We start from the raw sequence: 26,092 nt of genomic DNA, 5'->3' as shown, positions 1-26,092 counted from the left end.
ACTCCTGACTCCTGCGACCCACGCCGACACGGTTTACTGTTCGGCCGCCTGCGCCTTCATGCCTGCCCAGTCACGCGTCGCGTCCACATCGCAGGCTACATGGGTGCCCTTGCCGTCCTTGGCGCAGATCGCCGCCATCGTCTGCGGTACCTTGGGGTCGGCGGTGTGTGCATAGCCTGCGGCGAGCCCCAGGCAGCCATCGCGCACGCCGGCGCTGCACAGCTTGATGAAATAGGGCTGGGCCTGCGCCCACTTCTCCGCGCTGTGCAGTTCCTCACCCGCGACCTTGCAACCAAGCAGCTTGCCGTCGTTGCAGCATGACGCGGCGCCGCCCTTGCGGGCCAGGGTCGGGCAGTCCAGCGGCTGCGGGATCTCCACGAATGCCGGCGGCGGCTGGCAGCTCGTCGCGGACTTGTCCATGCGCTGGTAGTAGCCGTAGCGGTTGTCCTTGTCCATCCCGGCCAGGGTTCCGTTGCTCAGTGGCTGCAGTACGAAATCGCTGCCGACGTCACGACGGATCAGGATCCTGCCGTCCTGCACGCGTGCGCGCAGGCGGGTGCCGACACCCTCCACTTCGACCAGGCCGGCATCCAGGAACCGCAGCGACGACAGCAGGCCAAGCTCGGCCTCGAAGCGGCCGCAGGGAAGCGCGGTAGCTGCGACCGGGGTCAGCGCCGACGGCGCCAGCGGGGTCAGCATCGCCAGGCCCTTGGCCGGGCCGCAGGCGTAGGTGCCCTCGCGCTGCGCGCACGAGCGGTGCAGGGCCTGCTGCGCCTGCTGCAGGCGTCCGCCGTTCCACAGCGCCTCGGCCACGTTGCTGCAGAACGACTCGCCCTGCTGCTGCGCGCACAGCGCCGCCAGTTCATCCAGCTGCGCTGCTGGCAGCGGTGCGTCCAGGGTCTGCTCCAGGCCCATCACCGCCCTGCCCATCAGCTCGCCGGCCATGGCCTTCATGACGGCCATGCAGGCTTCCCCCTCCTCGGGCGATGCGTCATCGCGGCAGTAGGGCGGCATCTGCGGCTCGGCCCGGGCACGCTGCGGCTGCGCCTCCTCGGCCTGGCGCTGGTAGGTCTCCTGCAGTTGGGTGCAGGCCGCCTCCACGCCCTCGCTGCACCAGGCGTGCAGCTGCGTGGGCGCGGCCTCGGGCAGTGCCTCCAGGCAGGCGCTGGTGTCGGCCATGCAGCTGCCTTCGACCATCTCCGGTACCGGCTTGCAGGCGGCCGCTGCTTTCAGGTGGAACGTGTGGTATCCGCCGGTGACCGTGCGGTCGTTGTCGCTGAACTCCCAGTTCTCCAAGCGGCCGGTGGACAGGTTGCCAGTGCCCAGCAGGTTGTCCTGGCGTACCAGCCGCAGCCGTTCCGTGGCCTGGTAGGGGCCCGAAAGGAAGCCGTGGGCTTCGCTTTCGATGGTCAGGCTGGCGTTGCCACCGTCCTGCAGGTAGGTGCCGCAGGCCATCGACTGCGCGGCCACCGGCAGGCTGGGTACGGCCAGCGCGAGCAGCAGCATGGTGCGCCAGGTACTCATCCGGCGGCGTGGGGAAACAACAACGGGCATCACGGTCTTCCTTGATTCAAGACAAGAGGGGGAATGAAGCGGAACACACCGCCGCAGAGCACGCCGCAGCCGGGCCACCGCCGCGCGGGCGGCGGTCCGCACAACCGCAGGGATTGCGCAGCGGCAACGCGTGCAGCGCCCGGTACCGGAAGCGCCTACAGCCAGTCGCGTGGCACCAGGAAATCGGCCAGGCGCGCTTCGGCGCTGCCGTCTTCCGGGGTAAAACCGTACTCCCAGCGCACGCGCGGGGGCAGGCTCATCAGGATGCTCTCGCTGCGGCCGCCGCTCTGCAGGCCGAACAGCGTGCCGCGGTCGTAGACCAGGTTGAACTCTACGTAGCGGCCACGGCGGTACAGCTGGAACTCGCGTTCGCGTTCGCCGTAGGGCGTGTCCTTGCGCTGCTGCACGATCGGCAGATACGCATCGAGGAAACCATCGCCGACCGCGCGCAGGTAGGCGAAGTCACGCTCGAAATCGCCGTGCAGATCGTCGAAGAACAGACCGCCCACGCCGCGTGTTTCGTTGCGATGGCGCAGGAAGAAATACTCATCGCACCAGCGTTTGTGCGCGGCGTAGCGTTCTTCACCGAACGGCGCGCACAGATCGCGCGCCACCCGATGCCAGTGCAGCACGTCCTCGTCGAACGGGTAGAACGGGGTCAGGTCGAAGCCACCACCGAACCAGCGGGCCACCACTTCGCCATCGCGCTGCGCCTGGAAGAAGCGCACGTTGGCATGGGTGGTCGGCACGTAGGGATTGAGCGGGTGGAACACCAGCGACACCCCGGTGGCACGCCACGAGGCGCCGGCCAGTTCTGGCCGGTTGGCCGAGGCCGAGGGCGGCAGGCGACTGCCCGCCACATCGGAAAAACCGATGCCGGCCTGCTCGAACACTGCGCCATCGCGCAGCACACGGGTGCGGCCACCGCCGCCCTCGGCGCGCTGCCACAGGTCTTCCTGGAAGCGTGCGCGGCCATCGACGGACTCGATTGCCGCACAGATGCGATCCTGCAGGTCGGTGAGGTAGGCGCGAACGCGCTCGAATTCGTTCATGGCGCGTACTTTACCGCAGGGCCTGCCCGAAGCTACGGGCAGGCCCTGGCGGACTCAGCGCTTGCGGTTGGAACTGCGTGGCGCCGGGGTGTCGTCCACTGCCGCCTCATCGGCCGCCTTCTGCAGGGCGCCCCCCAGAACGATCAGCTTCCAGTTCTGTGTTTCGAGCACGTCGCAGGCCACGTGGAGGCCGTTGCGGTCGGCCTTGCACAGCTGTTCCAGGGTTGCACGTGCGTCCACACCGGCACCGTTGCCCTGCGCGGTGACCAGGTTCTCGCACCCCTCGCGGACACCGGCGCGGCAGACCGTGGTGTAGTGTTCGGCGGCCTGCAGCCAGTTCCCGGCCAGCGCAAGGCGGTTGCCGAGGATGTTGCAGCCCTGCAGCTTGCCTTGTGCGCAGCAGGCCTCGGCACCACCGCCATCGGCCAGTGCCAGCGGGCAATCCTGTGGCAGCGGCAGCACCGTGTACTGCTTCGGTCCGCTGCAGCCGGTTGCGCCCTCACCCGTGGGGGCAAACACCTGGAAGCGGGTCCAGCTGTCCAGGCCCAGCAATTGGCCGCCAGGCAGCGGACGCAGCACGAAGTCACCGCCCTTGTCATGGCGGATACGGATGTCGCCGCTCTCGACACGCGCACGCAGCTGGCTGCTCCAGCCAACACCGACCAGACCAGCGTCACCGAAATCCAGCGTGTCCATCAGGCCGCCGTCGGACCGGTAGTTGCCACAGGGCAGGGCCGTTGCGGGCTGCGGTCGCAGCGATGCGCCCACCGCCTGCAGCGCAGGCAGGCGCTCGCAGGCAGTGGTTTCATTGCCGGGTGTGCAGGCCGCAGCCAGTGCCTGCACCGCCTGCAGGGGATCTCCCGCTTCCCAGGAGAGCTCAGCCACGCGGGTACAGAAGCCGCCGTGCGGTACCTTCCGGCACAGCTGCAGCAGCTGTTGGCGGCGCTCAGCCGGCACGATCACCGGCGCCGTCGGCGCCGCCATCGTCACCACTGCTTCGGTCATGGCTGCGGTCATCGCTGCCTTGACCAGCTGCTCCTGCACCGCAGGGGCGGCCTCCAGGGCTGCGGCACAGGCCGGGGTTCCCTGCTCGAAGCCGCCGTCGTGGCAGGCGGCAGGGAGCGTGATGCCGGACAGGGCCGCGTCGAGCGCGACCTTCTGCACGGCAGGATCGGCGTCGACCGCAGGTTTGGCCTCATCGTGCCAACGATCAGCCAACTGCAGGCACATGCCCGGCACGCCTTCCTGGCAGGCCGATTCAAGAACGGAAAGCGGGGCGATGGTGCGATTGTCCAGGCACGCCGCCGCATCGGCCAGGCAGCTGCCAGCGGCAGGTGTGGCTGCCGCAGCGCACTGTGCCGGCGTCTGCAGGGTGTAGACCGTGCCATCCACTTCGACGGTGCGGCCACGATCGCGCACCTGCAGCGCGCTGGGCAGGCCGTATTCCAGGCTCACCAGCTGCAGCTTTCCGTCGATCTGCTGGAAGGCGACCGGAGACGGCGCGCTGCCGAAATGCTTCTGCTCGCCGCGATTGGGTGAGCTGATATGCAGCGTGCTGCTTCCTTCATCGGCCTTGAACAGGCCACATTGTGGCGATTGTGCAGCAGCCATCGGCGTGGCCAGCAGCAACGCCCAGGCCAGCCAGCGGCGGTGTGGTGCGGATGAAGGCATGTCGTCTCCTTGACGATCGAACGGGAAACTCCAGGCGCTAGGGCGAACCACGGCCCTCGCGCGGGGGCGTGCATTGTGCCGTGCCGGGCACCGGCTGGTAACGCTGGTAGCCGGTCTGCACGTCCATGCCAAGCAGGTCGCCGTTGCCGAGCTGGCGCAGCACAAGGGTTTCACCGTCCTGCTGCAGGTGGATGGCGCCTTCGCGCAAGCGGGCGCGTGCGCCATCGCCGAAGTCGAGCGTCTCGATCACGCCACCATCGGCTTGATAGCGGCCGCACGGCACCTGCAGGAGCGGCACCAGGCGTAGATCGGCACCGAGTTCACGCAATGGTGCGGTACGTTCGCAGGCGCTGACGCGCCCTGCATCGCAGACCACCTGCAGGGCCTGCACCGCCAGCGCAGGTTGCAGGGCGATCAACTGTTGTCCGGCCACTTCGACGCAGAAGCGGCCACTGCGGTGCTGCAGGCACAGCTGCTGCAGATGATCGCGTGCAGCGGCCGTAAGGCGCGGATCCAGCGTATCTTCGTCTTCCTGTTGCAGGCGTTCACCTACCCGCTGCATGGCTTCAGCCAGCGCATCGTCGGTCAGCACCTCGCAGGCCCGTGGGTCATGTCCGGGCGTGTGTTCGCGGCAGACGGGCGGGCGCTCGAAGCGCGCGGGGCCGATGTCGTCGCTTCCCACCGCAGTCACTGCATCGCGCAGCTGTCGCAGCACCGCCGAGCAGCCCGCGCCAACGCCTTCGTTGCACGCGCGCTGTGCCTGGCCGGGCGAGGCGGTGGGCAGCTGCGCGATGCAGTGGCTGCCGGCGGCGCGGCAGCTGCCGTCCATCGCGCTGGGTTCGATGGCGCAGGCGCGGGGCTGGCGCAGCGTGTAGACCACGACGACGTCGTCCTCGATGCGCTGCCCATCGGCACTGATCCGGATCGGCTGCGCCACGCCATCGTCGAGCATGACCATGCGGGTCTGTGCCGCACTGCGATCGATCCACAGCGGCTCCGGCTCACTGATGTCGTTGTGGCGGTAGCCGGTGCTGGGGGTGGTGAACACGAGCGCGATGCCGCCATCGGTACTGCGGTATTTGCCACACCGCAGCGCATCGGCACCGGCGGGCAGTGCGATGAGCAGGAACAAGGTGGGCAGGAAGTTCAACAAGCGCATGCGACGATCCTTGTCGTGCGGGAGTGGAGGCGACTCAGCGGAAGCGCGCGCGGATGTCCGGCCGCAGCAGGCGCCAGCCGAGCCAGCCCTGCAGCCCCGCGAACAGCACCGAGGTACCGACCAGTGTCAGGGTGAACAGCACACGCTGCACCTGCAGCTCATGCTGCGCCGTGGGGTCGCTGGCAAGCAGCGCGATCAACACCAGCAGCAGGCGGTCCATCCACCAGGCGATCACGAAGTTGGCCAGCGCGCTCAGGCCCAGCATCCACACATAGGCCCACAAGCCCCATCGCCGCCCGCGCCACAGGCCCCAGCTGGCCAGGGTCGAGACCAGGCAGAGCAGGGCAACCAGCAGCGAGGTGGCCGCCGGGTGTTTGAGCATCCACCACAGGCTGCCGTCGAGCTGCTGTTCCCATGCCAGTGTCACCAGCGTGGTCCAGAATCCGGTGCGGGCCAGTACCGCAGCGACCAGCGCCTGCGCGAGGAAGTAGACGGTGACCAGCAGGCTCAGCCAGAACGAGCCCTGCGCCACTGCGCCGACCCAGTTGCTGGGTGGCGGTGGGGCAGGTGCTGGAATCGAGGGAATCGAAGCTGACATCCGTTGTCCGGGTGAGCGATGCCCGCCGGGTCAGCGGGCCGTCGCCAGGGCAGCGACCGCCGGCAGGATATGGTGTTCACTCAAGGGTGCCAAGGGCCGGCCGTGCGGCGGCTGCAGCGGTACCCAGGCCAGTTCGGCGATCTCCGCACGCGCGCACGGCTCACCTTCGATCCACACCCGCCAGACCTGCGCCTGCACGCGATGGCCGGGTTCGTTCACCGCCCAGTCCTCGAAACTGCCGAGTGCGATGGCCGAAGCGGTGTGCAGCTGTACGCCCAGTTCCTCGTCCAGCTCGCGTGCCAGTGCCTGCAGGGGTGCCTCGCCCGGGTCGGGCTTGCCGCCCGGCTGGATGAAGCGGCTGGCACCGTGCTTGCGCACCACCAGTGCCCGGCCACGGTCATCGAGGATGACCGCGGCCACGATGTGGATCGTGGCCGCGGCAGCACTCACTTCAGGTTCTGCTCGAACAGCTTGAGGATGCGCTTGTACTGGTCCAGCCAGGAATCGGCACGCACGTAGCCATGGCGCTCCAGCGGGTACGGCGCGATCGACCAGTTGTCCTTGTGCAGCTCGATCAGGCGCTGGGTCAGGTTCACCGAATCCTGGAAGAACACGTTGTCGTCCATCATGCCGTGGGCGATCAACAGGTTGTCCTGCAGGTTCTGTGCGTACTCGATCGGCGAGGACACGCGGTACGCCTCCGGATCGATGTCCGGCGTGTTGAGGATGTTGCTGGTGTAGCCGTGGTTGTACTGGTGCCAGTCGACCACCGGGCGCAGCGCGGCGCCGGCCTTGAACGTGCCCGGCGAGCGGAACAGGGCCATGAAGGTCATGAAGCCGCCGTAGGAGCCGCCGTAGATGCCGGCGTGGTCACGGTCACCCTGCTGGGTGTCGACCAGCCAGTCCAGGCCGTCCTTGTAATCTTCCAGCTCCGGGTGGCCCATGTTGCGGTAGATCGCCGTGCGCCAGTTGCGGCCATAGCCCTCGCTGCCGCGGTAGTCCATGTCCAGCACGATGTAACCCTTCTGCACCAGCAGGTTGTGGAACATCTGCTCGCGGAAATAGGCCGGGTAGCGCTGGTGCACGTTCTGCAGGTAGCCGGCGCCGTGCACGAACATCACGATCGGGTACTTCTTGCCGGGTTCCTTGTTTTCCGGCTCGTAGTACTTGGCCCAGACCACGCCGGCGCCATGCCTGGACGGCACCGCCACCAGCTTCGGCTGGATCCACTGGCGCGCCTTGTACTCGGCGGTACGGGTATCGGTCAGCACGCGCGCCTGGCCAGCGCCGGTACTCGGCACCACCGCCAGCTGCGCCGGCAGGTAGGCGCCGGAATAGCGCACCAGCAGCTGCTGGCCGTCCGGCGACAGCGAGAAATCTTCCACGCCATTGAGGCTGGTCAGCTCGCGCACCTGGCGGGCAGCGGTATCGACCGCGCAGACTTCGTAGTCATGCGGGGCCTGCTGGTTGCACAGGAAGTAGAAGCCCTTGCCGTCGGCCGACAGCACCGGCGCCGAGGTTTCCCACTTGCCGCTGGTCAGCGCCTGCGGCTTGCCGCCACCGGCCTGGGTGTACAGGTGCGAGAAGCCGGATTCCTCGGACAGCAGCCACAGCGTGCGGCCATCGGCCATCCAGCCGAAATCGTTGAAGCCCCAGTTGATCCAGGCGTTGTCGGTCAGCCGGTGGCGGTTCTGCACGCGGCCGTCGGCGGCAGCAACGCTGACGATCCAGCGGTCCTTGTTGTCGTTGGCGCGCAGCATCACCGCGGCCTGCTGGCCGTCAGCGCTCCAGCGGATGCCACCGCCCATGAAGTCGCTCATCACCTGCACGCTGCGGTCGCCCTTCAGCGCGTCCTTGCCGGCCTTGCGGCGCAGCTCGGCCAGCGGATCGGTGCCGATGCCCGGCAGGCTGGACAGCGACAGCTTCTCGGCCTTGCCGCTGCGTACATCCACGAACCACAGGGTGTGCGGCTCGAAGCCGTTGCGGCCGACGCGCTGACGGGTGTCCTCGGTTTCCTCATAGCCCGACTCGGTCACGTACAGCGGCATCTTGCCGCCGCGGCCGTCATCGAAGTCCTTCGGCTTGGTGGTCACGATCAGGTGGCCCAGGTCCGGCGACAGCACGCTGTCGACGATCTCCACGTCGGCACCCAGGAACACCGGACCCGGTGCGCGGGTCGGGTCGGCCTGGCGCCAGCGCTGGTCCTGGTCCTTCAGCGCCTCGCGCTGTTCGCGGTCGCGGCGCAGGGTTTCCAGCGTGCGCAGCTGCTGGTCGCGCAGCACGTCGGCCTTCGGCGGCGTGCTGGGATCCTTTTCGGCCTTCAGGCTGGCCACCTGCTGCACGCCGCTGGCGGCGGTCCAGTGGAACCAGTTCTGGCCCACGCGCCAGATCACGCCATTGTCGGCGGCGAAGTTCACGCCGCTGGCGCGCTCGTTGCTGCGGGTCAGCTGGGTCAGTGCGCCGCTGCGCAGGTCGCGCACGAACACGTCGCCGTTGCGCACGAACGCGCTGCGCGTGCGGCTGCGGTCGTACACCGGATCGGCCACGTCCAGGCTGCCGCGCTGGTCATCGGCCACCTGCGCGGCCACGCCACCGGCGATCGGCTGGCGGAAGGTGTCGCGCACCGGGCTGCCGTTGCGCTTGAGCTGGTACTCCACCTGCTGGCTGTTCCACGACCACCAGGCCTTCTCCACCGGCGGACCGATCCAGTCCGGGTCGGCCATGGCCTGTTCGATGGTGATCGGTGTCGGCGCAGCCTGCGCGGCCGGAGCGGCCAGCACGGCAGACAGCAGGAGGGACAGGGGCAGCACTCGGGACATGGGCGGACGGCACCAGAAGAGGAAACCGGGCAAGCGTAGCAGCCGTCCCGGCCCCGGGCAGGGGCCACAGGTCATGGCAGCGGAATCGGCAAAGCGGTGCAACCGGTCGGCAGGGTCGCGCATCCAATCTCCTGAACCCGCATCATCCACCGGACAGGAGCACGACCATGCAGGAACTCATCCCGATCACCCTTTTCATCTGCATCGCCTATGCGATCCATGCCATCGCCGATGCGCGTGCGCGCAGCAAGCTGGTGGCGCCGCACGTGCCGGAGGAAGTCATCCGCTCGCTGGCGGTGCTGGAGGAGGAACGCCGCCGCCAGGGCGCCCTGCGCTGGGGCATCAGCCTGGTCTGCCTGGCGCTGGCCATGGCGCTGCTGGAAGCCATCGGTGCACGCGACCTGACGTTCGGCGCAGCTGCCGCGCTGGTTGGCAGTGCAGGGCTGGGCCAGCTGCTGGCTTGGCACTTCACCCGCCCCGCCACGCGCAAGGGCTGAGCCGGCGCATGCTGCGGGTACAGGGGGAGCCCCACGCATGAGCCTGCTGGGGGAAGCGCTGGCTGCACTGCGGGGGCGGCGGCGCAATGTCCCCGTGGAGGAGCCCTCTGCGTGGTCGGACGACCGCGCCCTGGTGGGCGCGATCATCGACGGCTCGCAAGCGGCCTTCGCGCAGTTGGTGGAAACACATCAGCGCACCTGCGCGCATGTGATCGGGCGCATGGTCGGCGACCGCGACCAGGTGGCCGACCTGCTGCAGGAAACCTTCCTGGCCGTGTTCCGCCAGCTGCACCGGTTCCGTTTTGAATCTTCGTTGCGGACCTGGATTTCGCGCGTGGCCTACACCACCGCGCTGCAGCACCTGCGGCGGCGGCGACTGGAAGCGCAGTGGATGGTGGCGGTGGAAGCGCCGGAGAAGTTGGGGGCCGGTGACGAGGGTCCGGGCCCTTCCGAGCTCAGCGAGGCATTGCAGGCTGGCAGCCACCTGGGAGCAGCGCTGGAGCGGTTGAGTGCGCCGCAGCGCCTGATCGTCGGCCTGCACTACCTGGAGGATTTCGATCTGGCCGAGATCGAGCAGGTGACCGGGCTGGCCCGGGGTACCATCAAGAGCCACCTGCACCGTGCGCGCCAGGTCCTGAAACAGGAGCTGGTGAAGCACGCCACCGCCGGAGAACTGTTGTGAGCCGACCAACCGATTCCCGCGAACCCGACGAGCGTGCGCTCTCGCAGGCCTTGCATGAACAGGCACGGCAGGACGAGATGCCGGATGTGAGCGAAGCGCTGCAGAAGCGGATTGCGTCCGAGTCGCGCGACAGCAGCGTGGGCTATGCGGTGGTGCAGGTGGTGCTGCTGGGGGCGCTTGTGGCCGGAGGTGTCTGGTATTTCTGGCATTGAGCGGATCGCCAAGCGTGCCTGGGCGCTGGCAAGTGCCCCTGGACGGTGACCTCTCGGGTCGCATGACCATGCTTTCGCCGACATCGAAAGTGCTAATATTCTTTCTTTTTCTGTAGTAAATAAGTGTAATATTGGCATTTTGGAGGTTGATGAAGTATTTTTTGGCGCTTTACTGACTTTTGGAGCCAAAAGAGATAATATTTTTGCTCTTTCTTTGTGAAAAAGAAGAAATATTGGCGCTATGGCAAAGAAGACCGCCCCCCTCCTGCCTGGGACAGAGAAGCTGCTCGCCGAATTCGGGGCGCGGCTCAAGCTTGCGCGTCTACGGCGCAGGCTCACGGCCAAGCAGGTGGCAGAACGCTCCGGAATGTCGCCAATGACACTGCGCTCTCTGGAATCCGGTGGATCGGGAGTCACCATGGGCGCCTATCTTTCAGTGATGCAGGTGCTTGGTATTGAACGAGACCTTGCTCTGCTGGCGGCCGAGGATGAGCTTGGTCGCCGGATTCAGGACTCACGCCTTGTCGGGGCCGGCGTCCTGAAACAGGCTCTGCCCAAGGCCAGCAGGAAGACGGCTGGCGGACAGGCAATGGCCAGTGGAGGCAACGAACTGCGCGATGACAGCTGCGTCGATCCAGAAAACGCATCTGCCAGGCCCTCTGCAACCACGTCGGCAAGCCTGGTCTCGCTCTTGAAGCCTTCTGCCAGGAAACGCGACAAGGGCAAGAAGGAATGACGATGATCGCCGTTTATGCGGATTGGGAAGGCCTGCAGCAACCCAAGCGCTTGGGCTTTCTGAACTCGCGCAGGACGCGCGAGCAAGAAACATTTGAATTCCAGTATGACCCTGCGGCGCTGGCGGACCCCGTCCTTGGGCAGCTGGTACTCGACCCGAAGATCCTTCTCTTCGGAGGTCCACAGTATCCGTCCGCACCGCGAGACAGGTTCGGCGTGTTTTCCGATTCCAGCCCTGATCGATGGGGCCGTCTGCTGATGAAACGTCGGCTCGAACGTGATATCCGCGCGGGCGCCCAGCCTGCCGGCACACGGCTGTACGAGACCGACTACCTGCTGGGCGTACACGACCTCTATCGCGTGGGTGCATTGCGCTACAAGCGGGACGATCAAGGGGAATTTCTCGATGACTCCGTTGGGCTGGCCGCCCCGCCCTTTGCCGGGATTCGGGCGTTGGAACGAGCAAGCCGGGCGCTGGAAGAAGATCCAGACAACGTCTCCCAGCAGGGCCAGCAGTGGCTGAGGATGCTTATCGCTCCCGGTGGCTCACTTGGCGGTGCCAGGCCCAAGGCGAGCGTGACTGATGAACAGGGACATCTGTACATCGCCAAGTTCCCGAGCTCGCGTGATGAATACGACGTCGGAGGCTGGGAAATGGTCGCCAACGCCTTGGCTGTTGGTTGCGGCCTGAACGTTGCTGTTGCCGAGGCACGGAAATTTGCCAGTGACCACCACTGCTTCATGGTTCGACGGTTTGATCGCACCGATGATGGAAAACGTCTGCACTTTTCCTCAGCCATGACGATGACTGGTCACGTCGATGGCGATGATGCCTCGACGGGTGTCAGCTACCTGGAGCTGGCCGAGGTGCTCATCAGGCATGGTTCGCAAACCAATACCGATCTTCGTGAACTATGGTCGAGAATCGTCTTCAACATTCTCGTCTCGAACACGGATGACCACCTGAGAAATCATGGCTTCATCCTGGTGCCCGGGTCGGGTTGGCGCCTGTCGGAGGCCTATGACATGAACCCGGTGCCCCTTGCTGACGGCCTGAAGCTCAACATCACTGAAGCGGACAACGCCCTGGATCTGGAGCTTGCTCGCGAAGTCGCTGCGTATTACCGATTGAGTCTGGATGAGGCCGACGACATCATTGATGAATTCCAGGGGATAGTCCGTCAGTGGCGAACGCTGGCCAGAGAGCTGGGGCTTCCAGCGCGCGAGCAAGATCGGATGGCTGGGGCCTTTCGCCTCGCGGAAGACTAGCCGAGAGGGGCGCATCCGGCACAGCTCCGCAGCCAGGCGCTTTGCGCAGCGCTCAACCTGCTGCGCGGAAGGGCGGCACTAGTGGTCGAACAGTGCGCTCGTCGGGCTTGGCCCGGTACTTCCTGCGCCGGGTCTTCACCGGCGCCTGCGACAAAGTGAAGCAGCGCGTCACCCGGTCGCATCCCGGCTTAACGATATCCCCCTAAAGTGGTCTGGTATCCCACCGGCACCTGGCAGGAGGCGTCCCTTGGACGCGTTGTTGTTGTCCCGGATCCAGTTCGGATTCGTCATCAGTTTCCACGTGCTGTTCCCGGCCTTCACCATCGGTACGGCCAGCTGGCTGGCCTTCATCGAATGGCGCTGGCTGCGCACCAGGCTGCCCGTCTGGCGCGAGTTGTATTTCTTCTGGCAGAAGATCTTCGCGGTGTCCTTCGGCATGGGCGTGGTCAGCGGCATCGTCATGGCCTTCCAGTTCGGCACCAACTGGCCGCGGCTGAGCGAAGTGGCCGGTACGGTCATCGGACCGCTGCTGACCTACGAAGTGCTGACCGCGTTCTTCCTGGAAGCCAGCTTCCTCGGCGTGATGATGTTCGGCTGGGGCCGGGTGTCGCCGCGGCTGCATTTCCTGTCCACCTGCATGGTGGCGCTGGGCACGCTGTTCTCTACCTTCTGGATCCTCTCGTCCAACAGCTGGCTGCATACGCCGGCCGGCTACGAGATGGTCAACGGCATCGTGCATCCGGTCGACTGGTGGCAGGTGGTGTTCAACCCGTCCTTCCCGTACCGGCTGGCGCACATGGCGCTGGGTTCGTTCATCACCACCTGTTTCGTGATCGGTGGTGTGGGCGCGTGGTATCTGCGCAGGGGAACGCACGTGGAAGCGGGGCGGCGGATGCTGATCGCGGCGGTGGCATTCGCGGCGCTGACCGTGCCGGTGCAGATCTTCGTCGGCGACATGCATGGCCTGAACACGCTCAAGCACCAGCCGATGAAGATCGCGGCGATGGAAGCGCACTGGCATGAGACCAAGGAAGGCGAGGGCGTGCCGCTGGTGGTGTTCGCGCTGCCCAACGAGAAGGAGGAGCGCAACGATTTTGAGGTCGCCATTCCCAAGCTCGGCAGCGTGATCCTCACCCACACCCTGGACGGTACGTTCGATCCGCTGACGTCGGTGCCGGCCAGCGAACGGCCGCCGGTGACGCCGGTGTTCTTCGCCTTCCGCATCATGGTCGGGCTGGGCACGCTGATGCTGGTGCTGGCCTGGGTCTCGGCCTTCCAGCTGTGGCGGAAGAAGCTGCTGGCCTCGCCGTGGCTGCTGCGTGGCTGGAACTGGATGCTGCCCAGTGGCTTCATCGCGCTGCTGTCGGGCTGGTTCGTCACCGAGATGGGGCGGCAGCCGTGGGTGGTCTATGGCGTGCTGCGCACCGCCGATGCCGTTGGCCCGCAGAGTGCATGGATGACCGCGCTGTCGCTGGGTGTCTATGTGATCGGCTATGCCTTCGTGTTCGGCTGGGGCATCTGGTACCTGGTGAAGATCCTGCGCCATGGCCCGCAGCCGTACGACGAAGGCCCGTCGCTGGACCATGGCAGCCACACCCCGGCGCGGCCGCTGTCGGCCGCCGACGAACCGCTGGAGGAGCGCTGACATGGACCTGATGACCTGGCTGCCGGTGGCATGGTTCGCGGTGATCGGTTTCGGCGTGCTGATGTACGTGGTGCTGGACGGTTTCGTGCTCGGCATCGGCATCCTCGCCCCGTTCGCCGAGGACGAGGAACAACTGGACCTGATGATGAACACGGCCGCGCCGATCTGGGACGGCAACGAGACCTGGCTGGTGCTGGGTGGCGCCGGCCTGCTGGCGGCGTTCCCGAAGGCCTATGCGGTGTTGTTGTCGGCGCTGTACCTGCCGGTGCTGCTGCTGGTGGTGGCGCTGGTGTTCCGCGGCGTGGCGTTCGAGTTCCGCTTCAAGGCGCATCGATCGCGCCGGCTGTGGAGCGTGGCGTTCGGCCTCGGTTCGCTGCTGGCCACGTTTGCCCAGGGCGTGATCCTCGGCACCCTGGTGCAGGGCATCCCGCTGGTGGACGGCGTCTATCAGGGCGGACCGTTCGGCTGGTTCAGCCCGTTCGCGATGCTGACCGGTGCCGCGCTGGTGGCCGGTTACGCACTGCTGGGCAGTACCTGGCTGATCCTGAAGACCGAAGGCCGCGTGCAGGCGCTGGCCCGGCAGATGACCCGCCCGCTGGTGGTGGCGGTGATCGCGGCGATGGGCCTGGTCAGCAGCTGGCTGCCGTTCCTGCAGTCGCGCCTGATGGACCGTTGGTTCAGCGACGGCAACTTCTGGTGGTTGTCGCCGGTACCGCTGCTGACCTTGGCGGTGGCCATCGCGCTGTGGCGCAGTGCCACCCATCCGCGTCGCGACCTGCCGCCGTTCCTGCTCAGCCTGGCCTTGTTCGTGCTCGGCTTCGCCGGCCTGGTGCTGGGCATGTGGCCGTACCTGCTGCCGCCGTCGATGACCCTGTGGCAGGCCGCCGCGCCGGCCTCGTCACTGGGCTTCACCCTGGTGGGGCTGGTGGTGCTGCTGCCGGTGATCCTCGGCTACACGGCGTGGTCCTACCGGGTGTTCCGCGGCAAGGTGCGTGCCGACGCCGGCTACCACTGACCCGGCTCGCTGGATCGGTCCAAGCGGGGGCGGTCGCTGACCGCTCCCCGTTGTGCTTTGTGAAACATGTCATCCCTGTGTCGGACGTGCTAGCGTGCGCTCCTTTCCGGCAGCCAGGGGGGCAGCCGGCGACGTCCTGGACGGATGCATGGCTGCAGGAATGGGGGGCAGCCGCGTGTCGCCGTAATGGCTCGAGACTCTCGTTCGCCCATTGAAACATCACCGGTAATGATCGAATTTTCCGTTGTCGACTGGGCCGCCTGGGCGCCTGGCCTGACCGAGCGTAGCCAATGGATCGGCTGGGCCGGAGCGCCGTTCCTGCCGCAGGGCGAGGACACGCCGGCCCTGGCCGAGATTCCGGCCATGCAGCGCCGCCGCATCGAACGGCTGGGGCGCATGGCGATCCAGGCCGCGTGCTGGTGCGAGGACGGGCAGGGCGCTGACAGCCAGGTGCCGCTGGTGTTTGCCAGCCGCCATGGCGACGTCGCCCGTTCGATGGACCTGCTGGGCTCGCTGGCGGCCGATCAGCCGCTGTCGCCCACCGGATTCGGCCTGTCGGTGCACAACGCGATCGCCGCGCTGTATTCGATCGCCCGCGGCCACCGTGGCAACTACCTGGCGCTGTCCGCTGGCCAGTCGACGGTGGAAGCAGCCTGCCTGGAGGCCGTCGGCCTGCTCGGTGATGGTGCCAGTGAAGTCCGGATCGTGATCTATGAGTCGCCGTTGCCTGACGTTTACGCTGAATTCGCCGACGAACCCGACCCGTTCTTCGCCTGGTGCTGGCGCCTGGCAGCCGCCGGTACTGCCGGTGGCACCGATCTTTCGCTGTCCTGGCAGGTCGCCGGCGACGCCGATCCGACCGCCCCGGGCCTGTTGCCGCATGCGCTGGACCTGCACCGCTTCCTGCTGGCCGGGGACCCGGCGCTGCAGCATGTGAGCCAAGGCCAGCGCTGGTCCTGGCGCCGCCGTGGCTGAGGCGCTGCGCCGCCTTGACCATGCCTGGCGGGTGTTCGGCACCGGCCTGAGCTTCGCCGCGTTCGGTATTGGTGGCTTGCTGCTGGGCGTGCTGGTGATGCCGGTGCTGCTGTTGATGCGTGATCCGGTGGCGCGTCGCCGCCGGGCCCGCCGGCTGGTCCAGCGCGCCTTCGCCAGCCACGTGTGGCTGATGTGCCGGCTGGGGGTGATGACCCTGCAGGTCGACGGGCGCGAACGCCTGCAGCGCGACGGCCTGCTGGTGCTGGCCAACCACCCGACCCTGATCGACGTGGTCTGCCTGATCGCCCTGCTGCCCAACGCCGACTGCGTGGTCAAGCGCGCCGTGGCCTGCAACCCGTTCATGCGCGGGCCGGTACGTGCCGCCGGCTACATCTCCAATGACGACGGCGCTGGGCTGGTCGATGACTGCGCGGCCGCCGTGCATGCCGGCGGCACCCTGGTGATCTTCCCGGAAGGCACCCGCAGCGTGCCGGGACAGCCGCTGCGGCTGCAGCGCGGCGCGGCCAACATCGCCGTGCGCGGGCGCCTGGACATCACCCCGGTGCGCATCACCTGCACCCCGCCGACGTTGACCAAGGGCCAGAAGTGGTATCGTGTGCCCTCACGTCGTTTTCACGTTCAGCTGCAGATCGGCGAAGATATCCCGATCGCGCCGTTCCTGGCCGAAGATGACTCGCCGAGGGGGGATGCCCTGGCGGCCCGTCGCGTCACCGACCACCTCACTCGTTATTTCGACCTGTCTGGAGATCCGACCCGTGCAAGCACTTGAGCACGAGATCAAGGAATTGATCATTTCCTCGCTTTCACTGGAGGACATCACCCCGGAGGACATCGATCCGACCGCGCCGCTGTTCGTGGAAGGCCTCGGCCTGGACTCGATCGATGCGCTGGAACTGGGCCTGGCGCTGCAGAAGAAGTACGGTGTCAGCCTCTCGGCCGACTCGGAAGAAACCCGTCGCCATTTCTCCAGCGTGCGCGCGCTCGGCGAGTTCGTCGCCGCCCGCCAGTCGTAAGGCGCCAGGAACTGCCATGACCAAGAATGAACTGTTCGAGCGCATCGTCCGCATCCTGACCGACAGCTTCGAGATCGAGCCGGCGCGGATCAGCCCGGAATCGCGCCTGTACGACGACCTGGACATCGACAGCATCGATGCCGTGGACCTGATCGTGCAGCTCAAGCCGCTGCTCGGCCGCAACCTGCAGCCTGAAGCGTTCAAGGCCGTGCGCACCGTGCAGGACATCGTTGATGTCGTGCATGGCCTGCTGCCCGGTCAGGCCGCTGCCTGACAGCAGCACGGACGCCGCGACCATGGCACGGGCACGCATGGTCGTGGTGGCAGCGATTTCGCTTGCCTATCCGGTGCTGGTCTACGTGGCGATGGGCCGCTTCGAGCCGCGCTGGCTGTCGCTGCTGCTGTTCGCGCTGGCCCTGCTGCGCGCGCTGAGCAGCCGCCAGCCCCTGTGGTGGGCTGCCGCGGCCGGCGCGGGCCTGCTGGCCGGGCTGGCCACCGTGCTCAACCAGGCCCTGCCGCTGAAGCTGTACCCGGCGCTGGTGAACGTGGTGATGCTGACGGTGTTCGCCACCAGCCTGCGCTTCGGTCCGCCGCTGGTGGAACGCCTGGCGCGGCTGCAGGAGCCGGACCTGCCACCGTTCGCGGTGGCCTATACCCGCCGCGTCACCCAGGTGTGGTGCGGCTTTTTCGTTCTCAATGGTGGTCTCGCCCTGCTCACCGCGCTGTATGCGTCGGACCGGGTCTGGATGCTCTACAACGGAATGTTGGCGTACGTGATGATGGGATTGTTGTTCGGGGGCGAATGGCTGGTACGGCGTCGGGTCAAGGCAGCGCACGCGCATGGCTGACTGGATTGCCCTGGATCGGCTGCTGATCGCGGCGCAGCCCGGCCGTGAGATCGGGATCTGCGATGGCAGTGCCCTCAACCACATCGCCTTCCGCCATCGCGCACTGGCCTGGCATGACGCTTTCAGTGCTGCCGAGGGTCGTGACTGGGCACTCTACTTCGATGACACCGTGGCCTTCGCTGCGGCGTTGTTCGGTGCCTGGCATGCCGGCAAGCGGGTGTTCCTGGCCGCCGACAACCTGCCTGCGACCTTGCAGGCGCTGCAGCCGCAGGTGAGTGGCTTCGCAGGTGACCTGTCGGTGGATTACCAGCCGTTGCAGGCCACCAACAGCGTCGCCGCCGACGTGGCGTTGCTGCCGTTGGACGAGCGCGCCTGCGAACTGTGCGTGTTCACCTCCGGCAGCACCGGCCAGCCCAGCGCGATCAGCAAGCGGCTGGACCAGCTGGCGCGCGAAGTCGATGCGCTGCAGGCCGCCTTCGGCGCCCAGCTCGATGGGGCCCAGGTGCACGGCACCGTGTCCCACCAGCATATCTACGGCCTGCTGTTCCGCGTGCTGTGGCCGCTGGCTGCCGGCCGTGCGATCCAGCCCCGGCGCTTCTTCCACGAAGACCTGGTGGGCGCGCTGGCCGGTACCGACACGGTGCTGGTGGCGACCCCGGCCCATCTCAAGCGCCTGCCCGAGCAGCTCGACTGGGCCAGCCTGCACGGCCGCCTGCGCGCGGTGTTCTCCTCCGGCGGCCCGCTGCCCGAGGACGCCGCGCGCCAGGTCCGCCAATGGTTGGGCGTAGCGCCCACCGAGGTTTACGGCAGCAGTGAAACCGGTGGCATCGCCTGGCGCCGCTGGGACACCGATGCACCGCCGTGGCAGCCGTTGCCGGGCGTGCAGTGGCGGATCGAGGAGGACTGCCTGGCGGTGGCCTCGCCGCACCTGGAGACGTTGGACTGGTGGCGCACCCAGGATCGCGTGGAAGCAGTGGCCGATGGCCGCTTCCGCCTGCTGGGCCGTGCCGACCGCATCGTCAAGATCGAAGAACGCCGCGTTTCGCTGGATGCACTGGAGCGCGCGCTGCGCGAGGATCCAGAAGTCGAGGACGTGCGCGTGCTGGTGCTGCAGGGCCAGCGCGAGCAGCTGGCGGCCGTGGTAGTGCCGGCCGATCCGGCGTTGGCACACGCCGGTGACAGCGCCCGGCGAGCGCTGGGGCAGCGGCTCGGCGCGCGGCTGGCGCAGGGCCACGATGCGGTCACCCGGCCGCGGCGCTGGCGCCTGGTCGAATCGCTGCCGATCAATGCCCAGGGCAAGGTCACCCAGGCTGCGCTGGTGGCGCTGTTCCAGCCGACGATGCCGGTGCCGGTCTGGGACAATCGCGACGAGGCGGCGGCCACCCTGCGGATGACGCTGGATCCCGCGCTGCGCGCATTCCAGGGCCATTTCCCGCAGGCGGCGATCCTGCCTGGCGTGGCCCAGCTGGACTGGGCGGTGCGCTTCGGCCGACAGGCCTTCGTGCTGCCCGTTGGTTTCCAGCGCATGGATGCAGTGAAGTTCCAGCACGTGGCCCGACCCGGCGACGAGCTGACCCTGCACCTGGAGTGGGACACCGGGCGCGGCCTGCTCACATTCCGCTACACCTCCGTGCATGGCGTACACGCCAGCGGCAGGGTGGTTTTCGCCGATGCGCACTGAGCCGGCCATCGCTGGCGGCGCGTTCGCGCCGCTGGTGGTCATTCCCGTGTACGACCACGAACACGCCATCGGCGCGGTCGTCGATGGCGTGCAGGCTGCGGGCCTGCCCTGCCTGCTGGTCGACGATGGCTCGCAGCCGTCCTGCGCGGTGGTGCTGCGGCAACTGGCGCAGCGAGCGGGGGTCGACCTGCTGCGGCTGGACGTGAACCAGGGCAAGGGCGGTGCGATGCTGGCCGGGTTCGCTGAAGCGCAGCGTCGTGGGTATACCCATGTGCTGCAGATCGATGCCGACGGCCAGCACGATACCGGCGACCTGCCGCGCTTCATCGACGCCGCCCGCGCGCGGCCGGACGCCGTGATCTGCGGCATTCCCGCCTACGATGCCAGTGTGCCGAAGGCGCGCCTGTATGGTCGCTACGCCACCCACATCTGGGTGTGGATCAACACGCTGTCGCTGCACCTGCGCGACACCATGTGTGGATTCCGCGTGTATCCGCTGCCGCCGGTGCTGCGCCTGGTCGGCGAGGAAACCATCGGCCGGCGCATGGATTTCGACACCGAAGTGATGGTGCGCCTGTACTGGCGGCAGGTACCGGTCGACCACCTGGCTACGCGGGTGACCTATCCCGCCGACGGCGTTTCGCATTTCGATGTGTGGCGCGACAACGTGCGCATCAGCCGCATGCATACCCGGCTGTTCTTCGGCATGCTCTGGCGCGCGCCGCGCCTGCTGTGGCGCCGCCTGCAGGGGCAGGGCTGAGATGAGCCGCGCGCACGACGCCCCGCACTGGGCCGACATCGGCGAGTCCACGTCGGTGGCCGGCGTGCTGTTCCTGTGCTGGGTGCACCGCTGGTTCGGGCGCTGGCCGTTCCACCTCTGCGTGTGGCCGGTCGTGGCCTGCCACTGGCTGGGCAACCGCGTCGGTCGCCAGGCCTCGATGCAGTACCTGCAGCGGCTGCAGACCCATGCCGGTGCGCTGGGCCATGCGCCCACCCGGCGCGACAGCCTGCGCCACTTCTTCAGCTTCGCCGACACGATGCTGGACAAGATTCTCGGCCTCGGCGGCCGCTATCCGCCCGAGCGCATCCGCCTGCAGCGTGACCTGGTGCTGGGCAGGATCGCGCGCCGTGAAGGCGGCCTGATCCTGACCGCACATATCGGCTGCCTGGAACTGTGCCAGGTGCTGGCCGAGCAGGTGCCGGGCTTCCGCATCACCGTGCTGGTGCATACCGCGCACGCGCAGCGCTTCAACCGGTTGTTGCAGCGGCTGGACCCGCTGGCCGCGGTGGAGCTGGTGCAGGTTACCGAGATGGGCCCGGCCACGGCGATGATGCTGGCCGACAAGGTCGCCTCGGGTGGCTTCGTCGCCATCGTTGGCGACCGCGTGCCGGTGCAGGGCGGGCGCAGCGTGATGGCGGATTTCCTCGGCCACCGCGCGCCGTTCCCGATCGGCGCCTACGTGCTGGCGGCCGCGCTCGGCTGCCCGGTCTACACGATGTCGTGCCTGCACCAGGGCGACGGCTATCGGGTGGCCTTCGAACAGTTCGCCGACCGCGTGGTGCTGCCGCGCGGTTTGCGCGATGCCGCACTGGCCGAACAGGCGCAGCGCTTCGCGCGCTGGCTGGAACTCCAGGTCATCCAGTCCCCGCTGGACTGGTTCAATTTCTTCCCCTTCTGGGATCAGGCTCCTCATGACGATTGACGCCGTACCCGTGTGCCGTTTCGGCGATGCACCGCTGACCATCGAAGACGTGGTCGCCCTGGCCCAGCGCAAATGCGAGGCCGCGCTGAGTGATGTGCCGGCGTTCCGCGCACATATCCAGCGGGGTGCCGACTTCCTCGACCGCCTGCTGCGCGAGGATGGCGTCATCTATGGCGTGACCACCGGCTACGGCGATTCGTGCACGGTGAACATCCCACCGGCACTGGTCGCCGAGCTGCCGCACCACCTGTATACCTACCATGGCTGCGGCCTGGGCCGTTACCTGGACCCGGCCGAGACCCGCGCCGTGCTGGCCGCGCGCCTGGCCTCGCTGGTGCGTGGCATGTCCGGCGTCAGCGTGCCGTTGCTGGAAGGCCTGGCCACGCTGCTGCAGCACGATGTGCTGCCGTTGATCCCGGCCGAAGGCTCGGTGGGCGCCAGTGGCGACCTGACCCCGCTGTCGTACGTGGCGGCCGTGCTGTGCGGCGAACGCGAGGTGCTGCACGACGGCCGCGTGCAGCCGGCTGCCGAGGTGCTGGCGAAGATCGGCATGACGCCGCTGAAGCTGCGACCGAAGGAAGGTCTGGCGATCATGAACGGCACGGCGGTGATGACCGGCCTGGCCTGCCTGGCCTGGCAGCGCGCCGATTACCTGGCGCGCATGGCCACGCGCCTGACCGCGTTCAACGTGCTGTCCAGCGACGGCAACGCGCACCATTTCGATGAAACCCTGTTCGCCGCCAAGCCCCACCCCGGGCAGTCGCGCATTGCCGCACGCCTGCGCAGCGACCTGCACAGCGAGCGTCCGCCGCGCAACGAGCAGCGCCTGCAGGACCGCTACTCGCTGCGCTGCGCGCCGCACGTGATCGGCGTGCTGGAAGACACCCTGCCGTTCCTGCGCCAGTTGATCGAAACCGAACTGAACAGCGCCAACGACAACCCGCTGATCGATGCCGACGGCGAGCGCATCCTGCACGGTGGCCACTTCTACGGCGGGCACATCGCGCTGGCGATGGACACGCTGAAGAATACGGTTGCCAACATCGCCGACCTGCTCGACCGGCAGCTGGCGCTGGTGGTCGACGCCCGCTACAACCACGGCCTGCCGGCCAACCTGTCGGCGGCCACCGGCCCGCGCGCGCCGATCAACCATGGCCTGAAGGCGCTGCAGATCAGCGTGTCGGCGTGGACGGCCGAGGCCCTGAAGCAGACCATGCCGGCCTCGGTGTTCTCGCGGTCCACCGAATGCCACAACCAGGACAAGGTCAGCATGGGCACCATCGCCGCGCGCGACTGCCTGCGCGTGATCGAGCTGACTGAACAGGTGGTGGCGGCCATGCTGATCGCCGCCCGCCAAGGCCTGGCGCTGCGCGAACGGGTTGGCATGAACGCGCAGCTGCATGGCAGTCTGGCCGACATGTACGCCGACCTGGGGCAGCGCATCGCCCTGGTCGAAGAAGACCGCGCGCTGGATCGCGAACTGCGGGAACTGCTGGTGGAGATCCGCGCGCAACGCTGGGAGCTGTATGTCGGTGAATGAAGGTAACGAACTGGTCGGCGAGGTCGAGCTGGCCCCTGCTTTCCATGACTGCGATCCGATGAACGTGGTCTGGCACGGCAACTACTTCAAGTACTTCGAGATCGCACGCTGCGCGTTGCTGAAGCGCTACGACTACGACTATCCGCAGATGCTCGAATCGGGCTACCTGTGGCCGGTGGTCGATGCGCGGGTGAAGTACGTGCGGCCGCTGCTGTTCGGCCAGGCGCTGCGCGTGCGCTCGCGTATCGTCGAGTGGGAGAACCGGCTGAAGATCGACTACGAGATCCTCGATGCGGAAAGCGGCCAGGTGCTGACCCGCGCAATGACCATCCAGGTCGCGGTCGACGCGGCCAGCAAGGAAATGCTGTACCAGTGCCCGCCGGTGCTGTGGCAGCGTCTTGGAGTGCCTGCCCCGTGAACCGGTCCCCTCGTCTTCCGCGCGTGCTGCTGTGCGCGCTGCTGCTGGTGGCCGCACCGCTGGTGCAGGCGGCCGATGCTGCCGTCGATGCCATCACCCAGGCAGTCGCCCGACCGGACGTGCTGCGCGGTCAGTTCACCCAGGAAAAGCAGGTCAGCGGTTTCAAGAACCCGCTGCGTTCGCAGGGCCAGTTCGTGGTCGCGCGCAAGCACGGCGTGATCTGGTCCACGCTCAAGCCGTTCCCGTCGGAGGTGGTGGTCACTGCCGACCGCATCCTCAGCCGCCAGCGCGATGGCAGCACCCGCGTCGAACTGGACGCGCGCCAGCAGCCGGCGATGCGCTCGGTCAACGCGATCATGTTCGCGTTGATGAGCGGTGACGTGCAGGCACTGTCCAGCCAGTTCAACGTCGAGGCCACCCGTGAAGGGCAGGGCTGGCGCCTGAAGCTGACGCCGAAGTCGGCGATGCTGGCCAAGGCCTTCCAGTCGCTGACGCTGCAGGGCGACCGCTACGTGCGCCAGGTCGAGATCATCGAAGCCAACCAGGATCGCACCCGCATCCAGTTCACTGCGCTGAGCGAAGCGCCGGCCACGTTGAACGCCGACGAGGCGCGCCGCTTTGAGTGACAGCGCCGCACCGGATCGCCTGCGCCGCGGGTGGCACTGGCTGGGTATCGCCTGGCTGCTGCTGTTGCTGGTGCTGGGTGCGCAGCAGTGGCGCCTGTGGAGCCAGGAGTCGCGGATCGACACCGACATCCTTGCCCTGCTGCCGCAGGACGCGCACGACCGCCTGCTCAGCGACGTCACCCGGCGCATCGCCGATGGCAGCTCGCGGCAGGTGGTGGTGCTGCTCGGCAGTACCGACGGTGCCGCTGCCAAGCGCGCGCAGGCCGCGTTCGCCGCGGCGATGGCCAGTGATGCCGACAGCGCGCTGCTGGTGCCCAGTGGTTCGATCGAAGGCTGGTTCGATGAGGCGCGTGCGTTCTACGCACCGTACCGCGATCGCCTGCTGACCCCGGCCCAGCGCGAGCAGTTGCAGCAGGCCGAACCCGGTGCGTTGGCCGAACAGGCACTCGGCGCGCTGTACGGCCCGATGGGCGCGCCGCAGTTGACCGAGTGGCGGCAGGATCCGCTGTTGCTGTGGCCGCAGTGGTGGCAGCAGCAGGCCCAGGGCTCCGGCCTGCGCCTGGGCGATGACGGCCTGCTCGAGGCCGAAGGCAAGCACTGGGCGGCGCTGCAGTTCGATACGCCGGGCTCGGCCTTCAGGCTCGATGGCGAGCGTCATCTCGATGGCCTGCTCGAACGCGCCGGACAGGCGGCCAAGGCCGCTGCGCCGGATCTGGAGATCCTGCATGCCGGCGTGCCGTTGCACGCCGAAGCGGCTGCCGTGCAGGCTAACCAGGAGATCAACACCATCGGCTGGGGCTCGCTGGCGGCGGTGCTGCTGCTGGTGTGGCTGGCGTTCCGCTCGCTGCGGCCGATCCTGCTGGTTGCCGCTTCGTTGCTGATCGGTTGTGGCGTGGCGCTGGCGGTGACCGTGCTGGTGTTCGACAAGGTGCATGTGCTGACCCTGGTGTTCGGTGCCTCGCTGGTTGGCGTGGCCGAGGACTACGGCATCCACTGGTTCGCTTCGCGCCAGGCCGAGCCGGCCGACCGTCGCTGGAAGCTGCTGCGGCATCTGCTGCCGGGCCTGTGGCTGGCGCTGCTGACCAGTGCGCTGGCGTACCTGGCGCTGGGCCTGGCGCCGTTCCCCGGCCTGCGGCAGATGGCGCTGTTCTCGGTGGTGGGGCTGGCCGCTGCCTTCCTCACGGTGATCTTCTGGTTCCCGTGGCTGGACGGTGGCGAGATCCGTACCACCCGCTTCGCGCAGTGGCTGGGCAACACGCTGGAGCGTTTCCCGCGCCTGCACGGGCGTCGCCCGGTGGCGATCTTCCTCGGCGTGGCCGCGCTGGTGTCGGTCATCGGCATCGCCCGCCTGCAGAGCAACGACGACCTGCGCAGCCTGCAGTCCTCGCCGCCGGCGCTGATGGCCCAGCAGATCCGTCTCAGCCAGTTGCTGGGCATGCCCAGCCCGGCGCAGTTCTACCTGGTGCAGGGCAGCGATACCGCACAACTGCTGCAGCGCGAAGAAGCGCTGACCACGCGCCTGCGTGAACTGACCCACGACAAGCGCATCGGCGGTTACCGCGCAATCAGTGACTGGTTGCCATCGCCCGCGCGGCAGCAGGCCGATGCGGCGTTGACCGCCAGGCTGGAACCCGGCGTGCTGGCCGCCGTGGGCGAAGCGGTGGGCGAGCCCCTGCAGCGCCCCGCATTCGCAGCGGCGCCGCTGAGCGCCGAGGCCTTCCTCGCCTCGCCGGCGTCGCAGCCGTTCCGCCACCTGTGGGTCGGCAACGTGGGCGGGCAGATGATCAGCGTGGTGATGGTCGATGACCTGTCGCGTGCCGATGCACTGGCCACCCTGCGCGGCGCTGCCGAAGGCCTGGACGGCGTGCGCTGGGTCGACCGTACGGCCGATTTCTCGCAGCTGCTGGGCCACTACCGCAAGCTGATGGGCGGCCTGCTGCTGGTCGGCATCGTGCTGGTGTTCGGCGCCCTGTGGCTGCGCTACCGGCGCCAGGCCTGGCGCGTATTCGCACCGACCCTGGTGGCCGGTGCACTCACCCTTGGATTGCTCGGCCTGTTCGGCCAGCCGCTGCAGCTGTTCAACGTGCTGGCGCTGATGCTGCTGCTGGGCATGGGCATCGACTACGGCATCTTCCTGATCGAGCACCGCGGCGATGCCAGCGCCTGGCTGGCGGTATGCGTGGGTGCGGCCAGCACCTGGCTGTCGTTCGGCCTGCTGGGTCTTTCGCAGACGCCGGCGCTGCGCGCGTTCGGGCTCACCCTGCTGTTCGGCATCGGCCTGGTGTGGCTGATCTCGCCGCTGTTCCGGCCGCCACCGCATGACGCTCCGCCGGCCTGACCGGGCACGCTTCATTCCGAT

General features: G+C 67.7%; 26 protein-coding genes. 19 read left to right on the top strand and 7 right to left on the bottom strand.

Annotated features, from left to right (window positions below; all coding sequences use genetic code 11):
* Positions 1-33: 33 nt before the first annotated feature.
* The 7 genes from D0Y85_RS19925 to D0Y85_RS19895 form a co-directional block, all read right to left on the bottom strand.
* A complete protein-coding gene (locus D0Y85_RS19925; protein WP_117311744.1) occupies positions 34-1,554 on the bottom strand; it encodes a hypothetical protein in 1,521 nt (506 codons plus the stop codon).
* 155 nt (positions 1,555-1,709) lie between these two features.
* Positions 1,710-2,606: an oxygen-dependent coproporphyrinogen oxidase gene (hemF, locus tag D0Y85_RS19920; RefSeq protein WP_117311743.1), complete on the bottom strand. Its 897-nt coding sequence runs from the start codon at positions 2,604-2,606 to the stop codon at positions 1,710-1,712.
* 54 nt (positions 2,607-2,660) lie between these two features.
* Complete coding sequence (locus tag D0Y85_RS19915; protein ID WP_117311742.1) at positions 2,661-4,277, bottom strand: hypothetical protein; 1,617 nt, start codon at positions 4,275-4,277, stop codon at positions 2,661-2,663.
* Positions 4,278-4,314: 37 nt separating this feature from the next.
* Entirely contained in the window at positions 4,315-5,436 is a 1,122-nt protein-coding gene (locus D0Y85_RS19910; protein ID WP_117311741.1) for a hypothetical protein, read from the bottom strand.
* Between the two features lie 34 nt (positions 5,437-5,470).
* Positions 5,471-6,034, bottom strand: a complete 564-nt coding sequence (locus D0Y85_RS19905; protein WP_117311740.1) for a hypothetical protein — start codon at positions 6,032-6,034, stop codon at positions 5,471-5,473.
* A 30-nt stretch (positions 6,035-6,064) separates the two neighbouring features.
* Positions 6,065-6,484, bottom strand: a complete 420-nt coding sequence (locus tag D0Y85_RS19900) for an NUDIX domain-containing protein (RefSeq protein ID WP_117311739.1) — start codon at positions 6,482-6,484, stop codon at positions 6,065-6,067.
* Entirely contained in the window at positions 6,481-8,853 is a 2,373-nt protein-coding gene (locus tag D0Y85_RS19895; RefSeq protein ID WP_117311738.1) for a S9 family peptidase, read from the bottom strand. The genes D0Y85_RS19900 and D0Y85_RS19895 overlap by 4 nt, the downstream gene beginning before the upstream one ends.
* A gap of 167 nt (positions 8,854-9,020) precedes the next feature.
* On the opposite strand from D0Y85_RS19895, the gene D0Y85_RS19890 reads away from it, so the two are divergent.
* The 19 genes from D0Y85_RS19890 to D0Y85_RS19800 all read left to right on the top strand — a co-directional run bounded on the left by D0Y85_RS19890 (position 9,021) and on the right by D0Y85_RS19800 (position 26,071).
* The gene (locus tag D0Y85_RS19890) at positions 9,021-9,350 is read left to right on the top strand and encodes a hypothetical protein (RefSeq protein WP_025878030.1); all 330 of its coding nucleotides are present in this window, start codon (positions 9,021-9,023) and stop codon (positions 9,348-9,350) included.
* A 37-nt stretch (positions 9,351-9,387) separates the two neighbouring features.
* Complete coding sequence (locus D0Y85_RS19885) at positions 9,388-10,032, top strand: sigma-70 family RNA polymerase sigma factor (RefSeq protein ID WP_117311737.1); 645 nt, start codon at positions 9,388-9,390, stop codon at positions 10,030-10,032.
* Positions 10,029-10,244, top strand: a complete 216-nt coding sequence (locus D0Y85_RS19880) for a hypothetical protein (RefSeq protein WP_117311736.1) — start codon at positions 10,029-10,031, stop codon at positions 10,242-10,244. The genes D0Y85_RS19885 and D0Y85_RS19880 overlap by 4 nt, the downstream gene beginning before the upstream one ends.
* 241 nt (positions 10,245-10,485) lie before the next feature.
* Positions 10,486-10,980, top strand: coding sequence for a helix-turn-helix domain-containing protein (locus D0Y85_RS19875; protein ID WP_117311735.1), 495 nt, complete (start codon positions 10,486-10,488; stop codon positions 10,978-10,980).
* Between the two features lie 2 nt (positions 10,981-10,982).
* Positions 10,983-12,248 (top strand): HipA domain-containing protein, encoded by a 1,266-nt coding sequence (locus D0Y85_RS19870; RefSeq protein ID WP_240329295.1) that lies wholly within the window; start codon positions 10,983-10,985, stop codon positions 12,246-12,248.
* A gap of 247 nt (positions 12,249-12,495) precedes the next feature.
* Complete coding sequence (locus D0Y85_RS19865) at positions 12,496-13,893, top strand: cytochrome ubiquinol oxidase subunit I (protein WP_117311733.1); 1,398 nt, start codon at positions 12,496-12,498, stop codon at positions 13,891-13,893.
* Between the two features lies 1 nt (position 13,894).
* On the top strand, positions 13,895-14,908 hold the full coding sequence (gene cydB / locus D0Y85_RS19860) for a cytochrome d ubiquinol oxidase subunit II (protein WP_117311732.1): 1,014 nt from the start codon (positions 13,895-13,897) through the stop codon (positions 14,906-14,908).
* A gap of 228 nt (positions 14,909-15,136) precedes the next feature.
* Positions 15,137-15,883: a beta-ketoacyl synthase chain length factor gene (locus tag D0Y85_RS19855; RefSeq protein WP_117311731.1), complete on the top strand. Its 747-nt coding sequence runs from the start codon at positions 15,137-15,139 to the stop codon at positions 15,881-15,883.
* Entirely contained in the window at positions 15,876-16,673 is a 798-nt protein-coding gene (locus tag D0Y85_RS19850) for a lysophospholipid acyltransferase family protein (protein WP_117311730.1), read from the top strand. Before D0Y85_RS19855 ends, D0Y85_RS19850 begins: the two co-directional genes overlap by 8 nt.
* On the top strand, positions 16,660-16,917 hold the full coding sequence (locus D0Y85_RS19845; RefSeq protein WP_005411610.1) for a phosphopantetheine-binding protein: 258 nt from the start codon (positions 16,660-16,662) through the stop codon (positions 16,915-16,917). Before D0Y85_RS19850 ends, D0Y85_RS19845 begins: the two co-directional genes overlap by 14 nt.
* A gap of 16 nt (positions 16,918-16,933) precedes the next feature.
* Positions 16,934-17,191, top strand: coding sequence for an acyl carrier protein (locus D0Y85_RS19840; RefSeq protein ID WP_025878014.1), 258 nt, complete (start codon positions 16,934-16,936; stop codon positions 17,189-17,191).
* Between the two features lie 22 nt (positions 17,192-17,213).
* Complete coding sequence (locus D0Y85_RS19835; protein WP_117312000.1) at positions 17,214-17,765, top strand: hypothetical protein; 552 nt, start codon at positions 17,214-17,216, stop codon at positions 17,763-17,765.
* Complete coding sequence (locus D0Y85_RS19830) at positions 17,758-19,446, top strand: AMP-binding protein (protein WP_117311729.1); 1,689 nt, start codon at positions 17,758-17,760, stop codon at positions 19,444-19,446. Before D0Y85_RS19835 ends, D0Y85_RS19830 begins: the two co-directional genes overlap by 8 nt.
* A complete protein-coding gene (locus D0Y85_RS19825) occupies positions 19,436-20,206 on the top strand; it encodes a glycosyltransferase family 2 protein (RefSeq protein ID WP_117311728.1) in 771 nt (256 codons plus the stop codon). The genes D0Y85_RS19830 and D0Y85_RS19825 overlap by 11 nt, the downstream gene beginning before the upstream one ends.
* 1 nt (position 20,207) lies before the next feature.
* Positions 20,208-21,149 carry an acyltransferase gene (locus D0Y85_RS19820; RefSeq protein WP_117311727.1) on the top strand — a complete coding sequence of 314 codons (942 nt, stop codon included), beginning with the start codon at positions 20,208-20,210 and terminating at the stop codon, positions 21,147-21,149.
* Entirely contained in the window at positions 21,139-22,689 is a 1,551-nt protein-coding gene (locus D0Y85_RS19815) for an aromatic amino acid ammonia-lyase (protein WP_117311726.1), read from the top strand. The genes D0Y85_RS19820 and D0Y85_RS19815 overlap by 11 nt, the downstream gene beginning before the upstream one ends.
* Positions 22,676-23,107 (top strand): acyl-CoA thioesterase, encoded by a 432-nt coding sequence (locus tag D0Y85_RS19810; protein ID WP_117311725.1) that lies wholly within the window; start codon positions 22,676-22,678, stop codon positions 23,105-23,107. Before D0Y85_RS19815 ends, D0Y85_RS19810 begins: the two co-directional genes overlap by 14 nt.
* Complete coding sequence (locus D0Y85_RS19805; protein ID WP_025878001.1) at positions 23,104-23,733, top strand: outer membrane lipoprotein carrier protein LolA; 630 nt, start codon at positions 23,104-23,106, stop codon at positions 23,731-23,733. Before D0Y85_RS19810 ends, D0Y85_RS19805 begins: the two co-directional genes overlap by 4 nt.
* Positions 23,726-26,071, top strand: coding sequence for an MMPL family transporter (locus D0Y85_RS19800; RefSeq protein ID WP_117311724.1), 2,346 nt, complete (start codon positions 23,726-23,728; stop codon positions 26,069-26,071). Before D0Y85_RS19805 ends, D0Y85_RS19800 begins: the two co-directional genes overlap by 8 nt.
* The last annotated feature ends 21 nt before the right edge of the window (positions 26,072-26,092 follow it).

The sequence above is a fragment of the Stenotrophomonas sp. G4 genome (genome assembly GCF_003428825.1).
In the GTDB taxonomy this organism is placed as follows: Bacteria; Pseudomonadota; Gammaproteobacteria; order Xanthomonadales; family Xanthomonadaceae; genus Stenotrophomonas; species Stenotrophomonas indicatrix.
This window is presented reverse-complemented; position numbering and strand designations above follow the sequence as displayed.

What these genes read in the sequence shown, in the direction of transcription:
- D0Y85_RS19925 (WP_117311744.1), bottom strand. Translation starts at nt 1,554, where the DNA reads ATGCCCGTTGTTGTTTCCCCACGCCGCCGGATGAGTACCTGGCGCACC.
- hemF (WP_117311743.1), bottom strand. Translation starts at nt 2,606, where the DNA reads ATGAACGAATTCGAGCGCGTTCGCGCCTACCTCACCGACCTGCAGGAT.
- D0Y85_RS19915 (WP_117311742.1), bottom strand. Translation starts at nt 4,277, where the DNA reads ATGCCTTCATCCGCACCACACCGCCGCTGGCTGGCCTGGGCGTTGCTG.
- D0Y85_RS19910 (WP_117311741.1), bottom strand. Translation starts at nt 5,436, where the DNA reads ATGCGCTTGTTGAACTTCCTGCCCACCTTGTTCCTGCTCATCGCACTG.
- D0Y85_RS19905 (WP_117311740.1), bottom strand. Translation starts at nt 6,034, where the DNA reads ATGTCAGCTTCGATTCCCTCGATTCCAGCACCTGCCCCACCGCCACCC.
- D0Y85_RS19895 (WP_117311738.1), bottom strand. Translation starts at nt 8,853, where the DNA reads ATGTCCCGAGTGCTGCCCCTGTCCCTCCTGCTGTCTGCCGTGCTGGCC.
- D0Y85_RS19890 (WP_025878030.1), top strand. Translation starts at nt 9,021, where the DNA reads ATGCAGGAACTCATCCCGATCACCCTTTTCATCTGCATCGCCTATGCG.
- D0Y85_RS19885 (WP_117311737.1), top strand. Translation starts at nt 9,388, where the DNA reads ATGAGCCTGCTGGGGGAAGCGCTGGCTGCACTGCGGGGGCGGCGGCGC.
- D0Y85_RS19875 (WP_117311735.1), top strand. Translation starts at nt 10,486, where the DNA reads ATGGCAAAGAAGACCGCCCCCCTCCTGCCTGGGACAGAGAAGCTGCTC.
- D0Y85_RS19870 (WP_240329295.1), top strand. Translation starts at nt 10,983, where the DNA reads ATGATCGCCGTTTATGCGGATTGGGAAGGCCTGCAGCAACCCAAGCGC.
- cydB (WP_117311732.1), top strand. Translation starts at nt 13,895, where the DNA reads ATGGACCTGATGACCTGGCTGCCGGTGGCATGGTTCGCGGTGATCGGT.
- D0Y85_RS19855 (WP_117311731.1), top strand. Translation starts at nt 15,137, where the DNA reads ATGATCGAATTTTCCGTTGTCGACTGGGCCGCCTGGGCGCCTGGCCTG.
- D0Y85_RS19840 (WP_025878014.1), top strand. Translation starts at nt 16,934, where the DNA reads ATGACCAAGAATGAACTGTTCGAGCGCATCGTCCGCATCCTGACCGAC.
- D0Y85_RS19835 (WP_117312000.1), top strand. Translation starts at nt 17,214, where the DNA reads ATGGCACGGGCACGCATGGTCGTGGTGGCAGCGATTTCGCTTGCCTAT.
- D0Y85_RS19830 (WP_117311729.1), top strand. Translation starts at nt 17,758, where the DNA reads ATGGCTGACTGGATTGCCCTGGATCGGCTGCTGATCGCGGCGCAGCCC.
- D0Y85_RS19825 (WP_117311728.1), top strand. Translation starts at nt 19,436, where the DNA reads ATGCGCACTGAGCCGGCCATCGCTGGCGGCGCGTTCGCGCCGCTGGTG.
- D0Y85_RS19820 (WP_117311727.1), top strand. Translation starts at nt 20,208, where the DNA reads ATGAGCCGCGCGCACGACGCCCCGCACTGGGCCGACATCGGCGAGTCC.
- D0Y85_RS19815 (WP_117311726.1), top strand. Translation starts at nt 21,139, where the DNA reads ATGACGATTGACGCCGTACCCGTGTGCCGTTTCGGCGATGCACCGCTG.
- D0Y85_RS19810 (WP_117311725.1), top strand. Translation starts at nt 22,676, where the DNA reads ATGTCGGTGAATGAAGGTAACGAACTGGTCGGCGAGGTCGAGCTGGCC.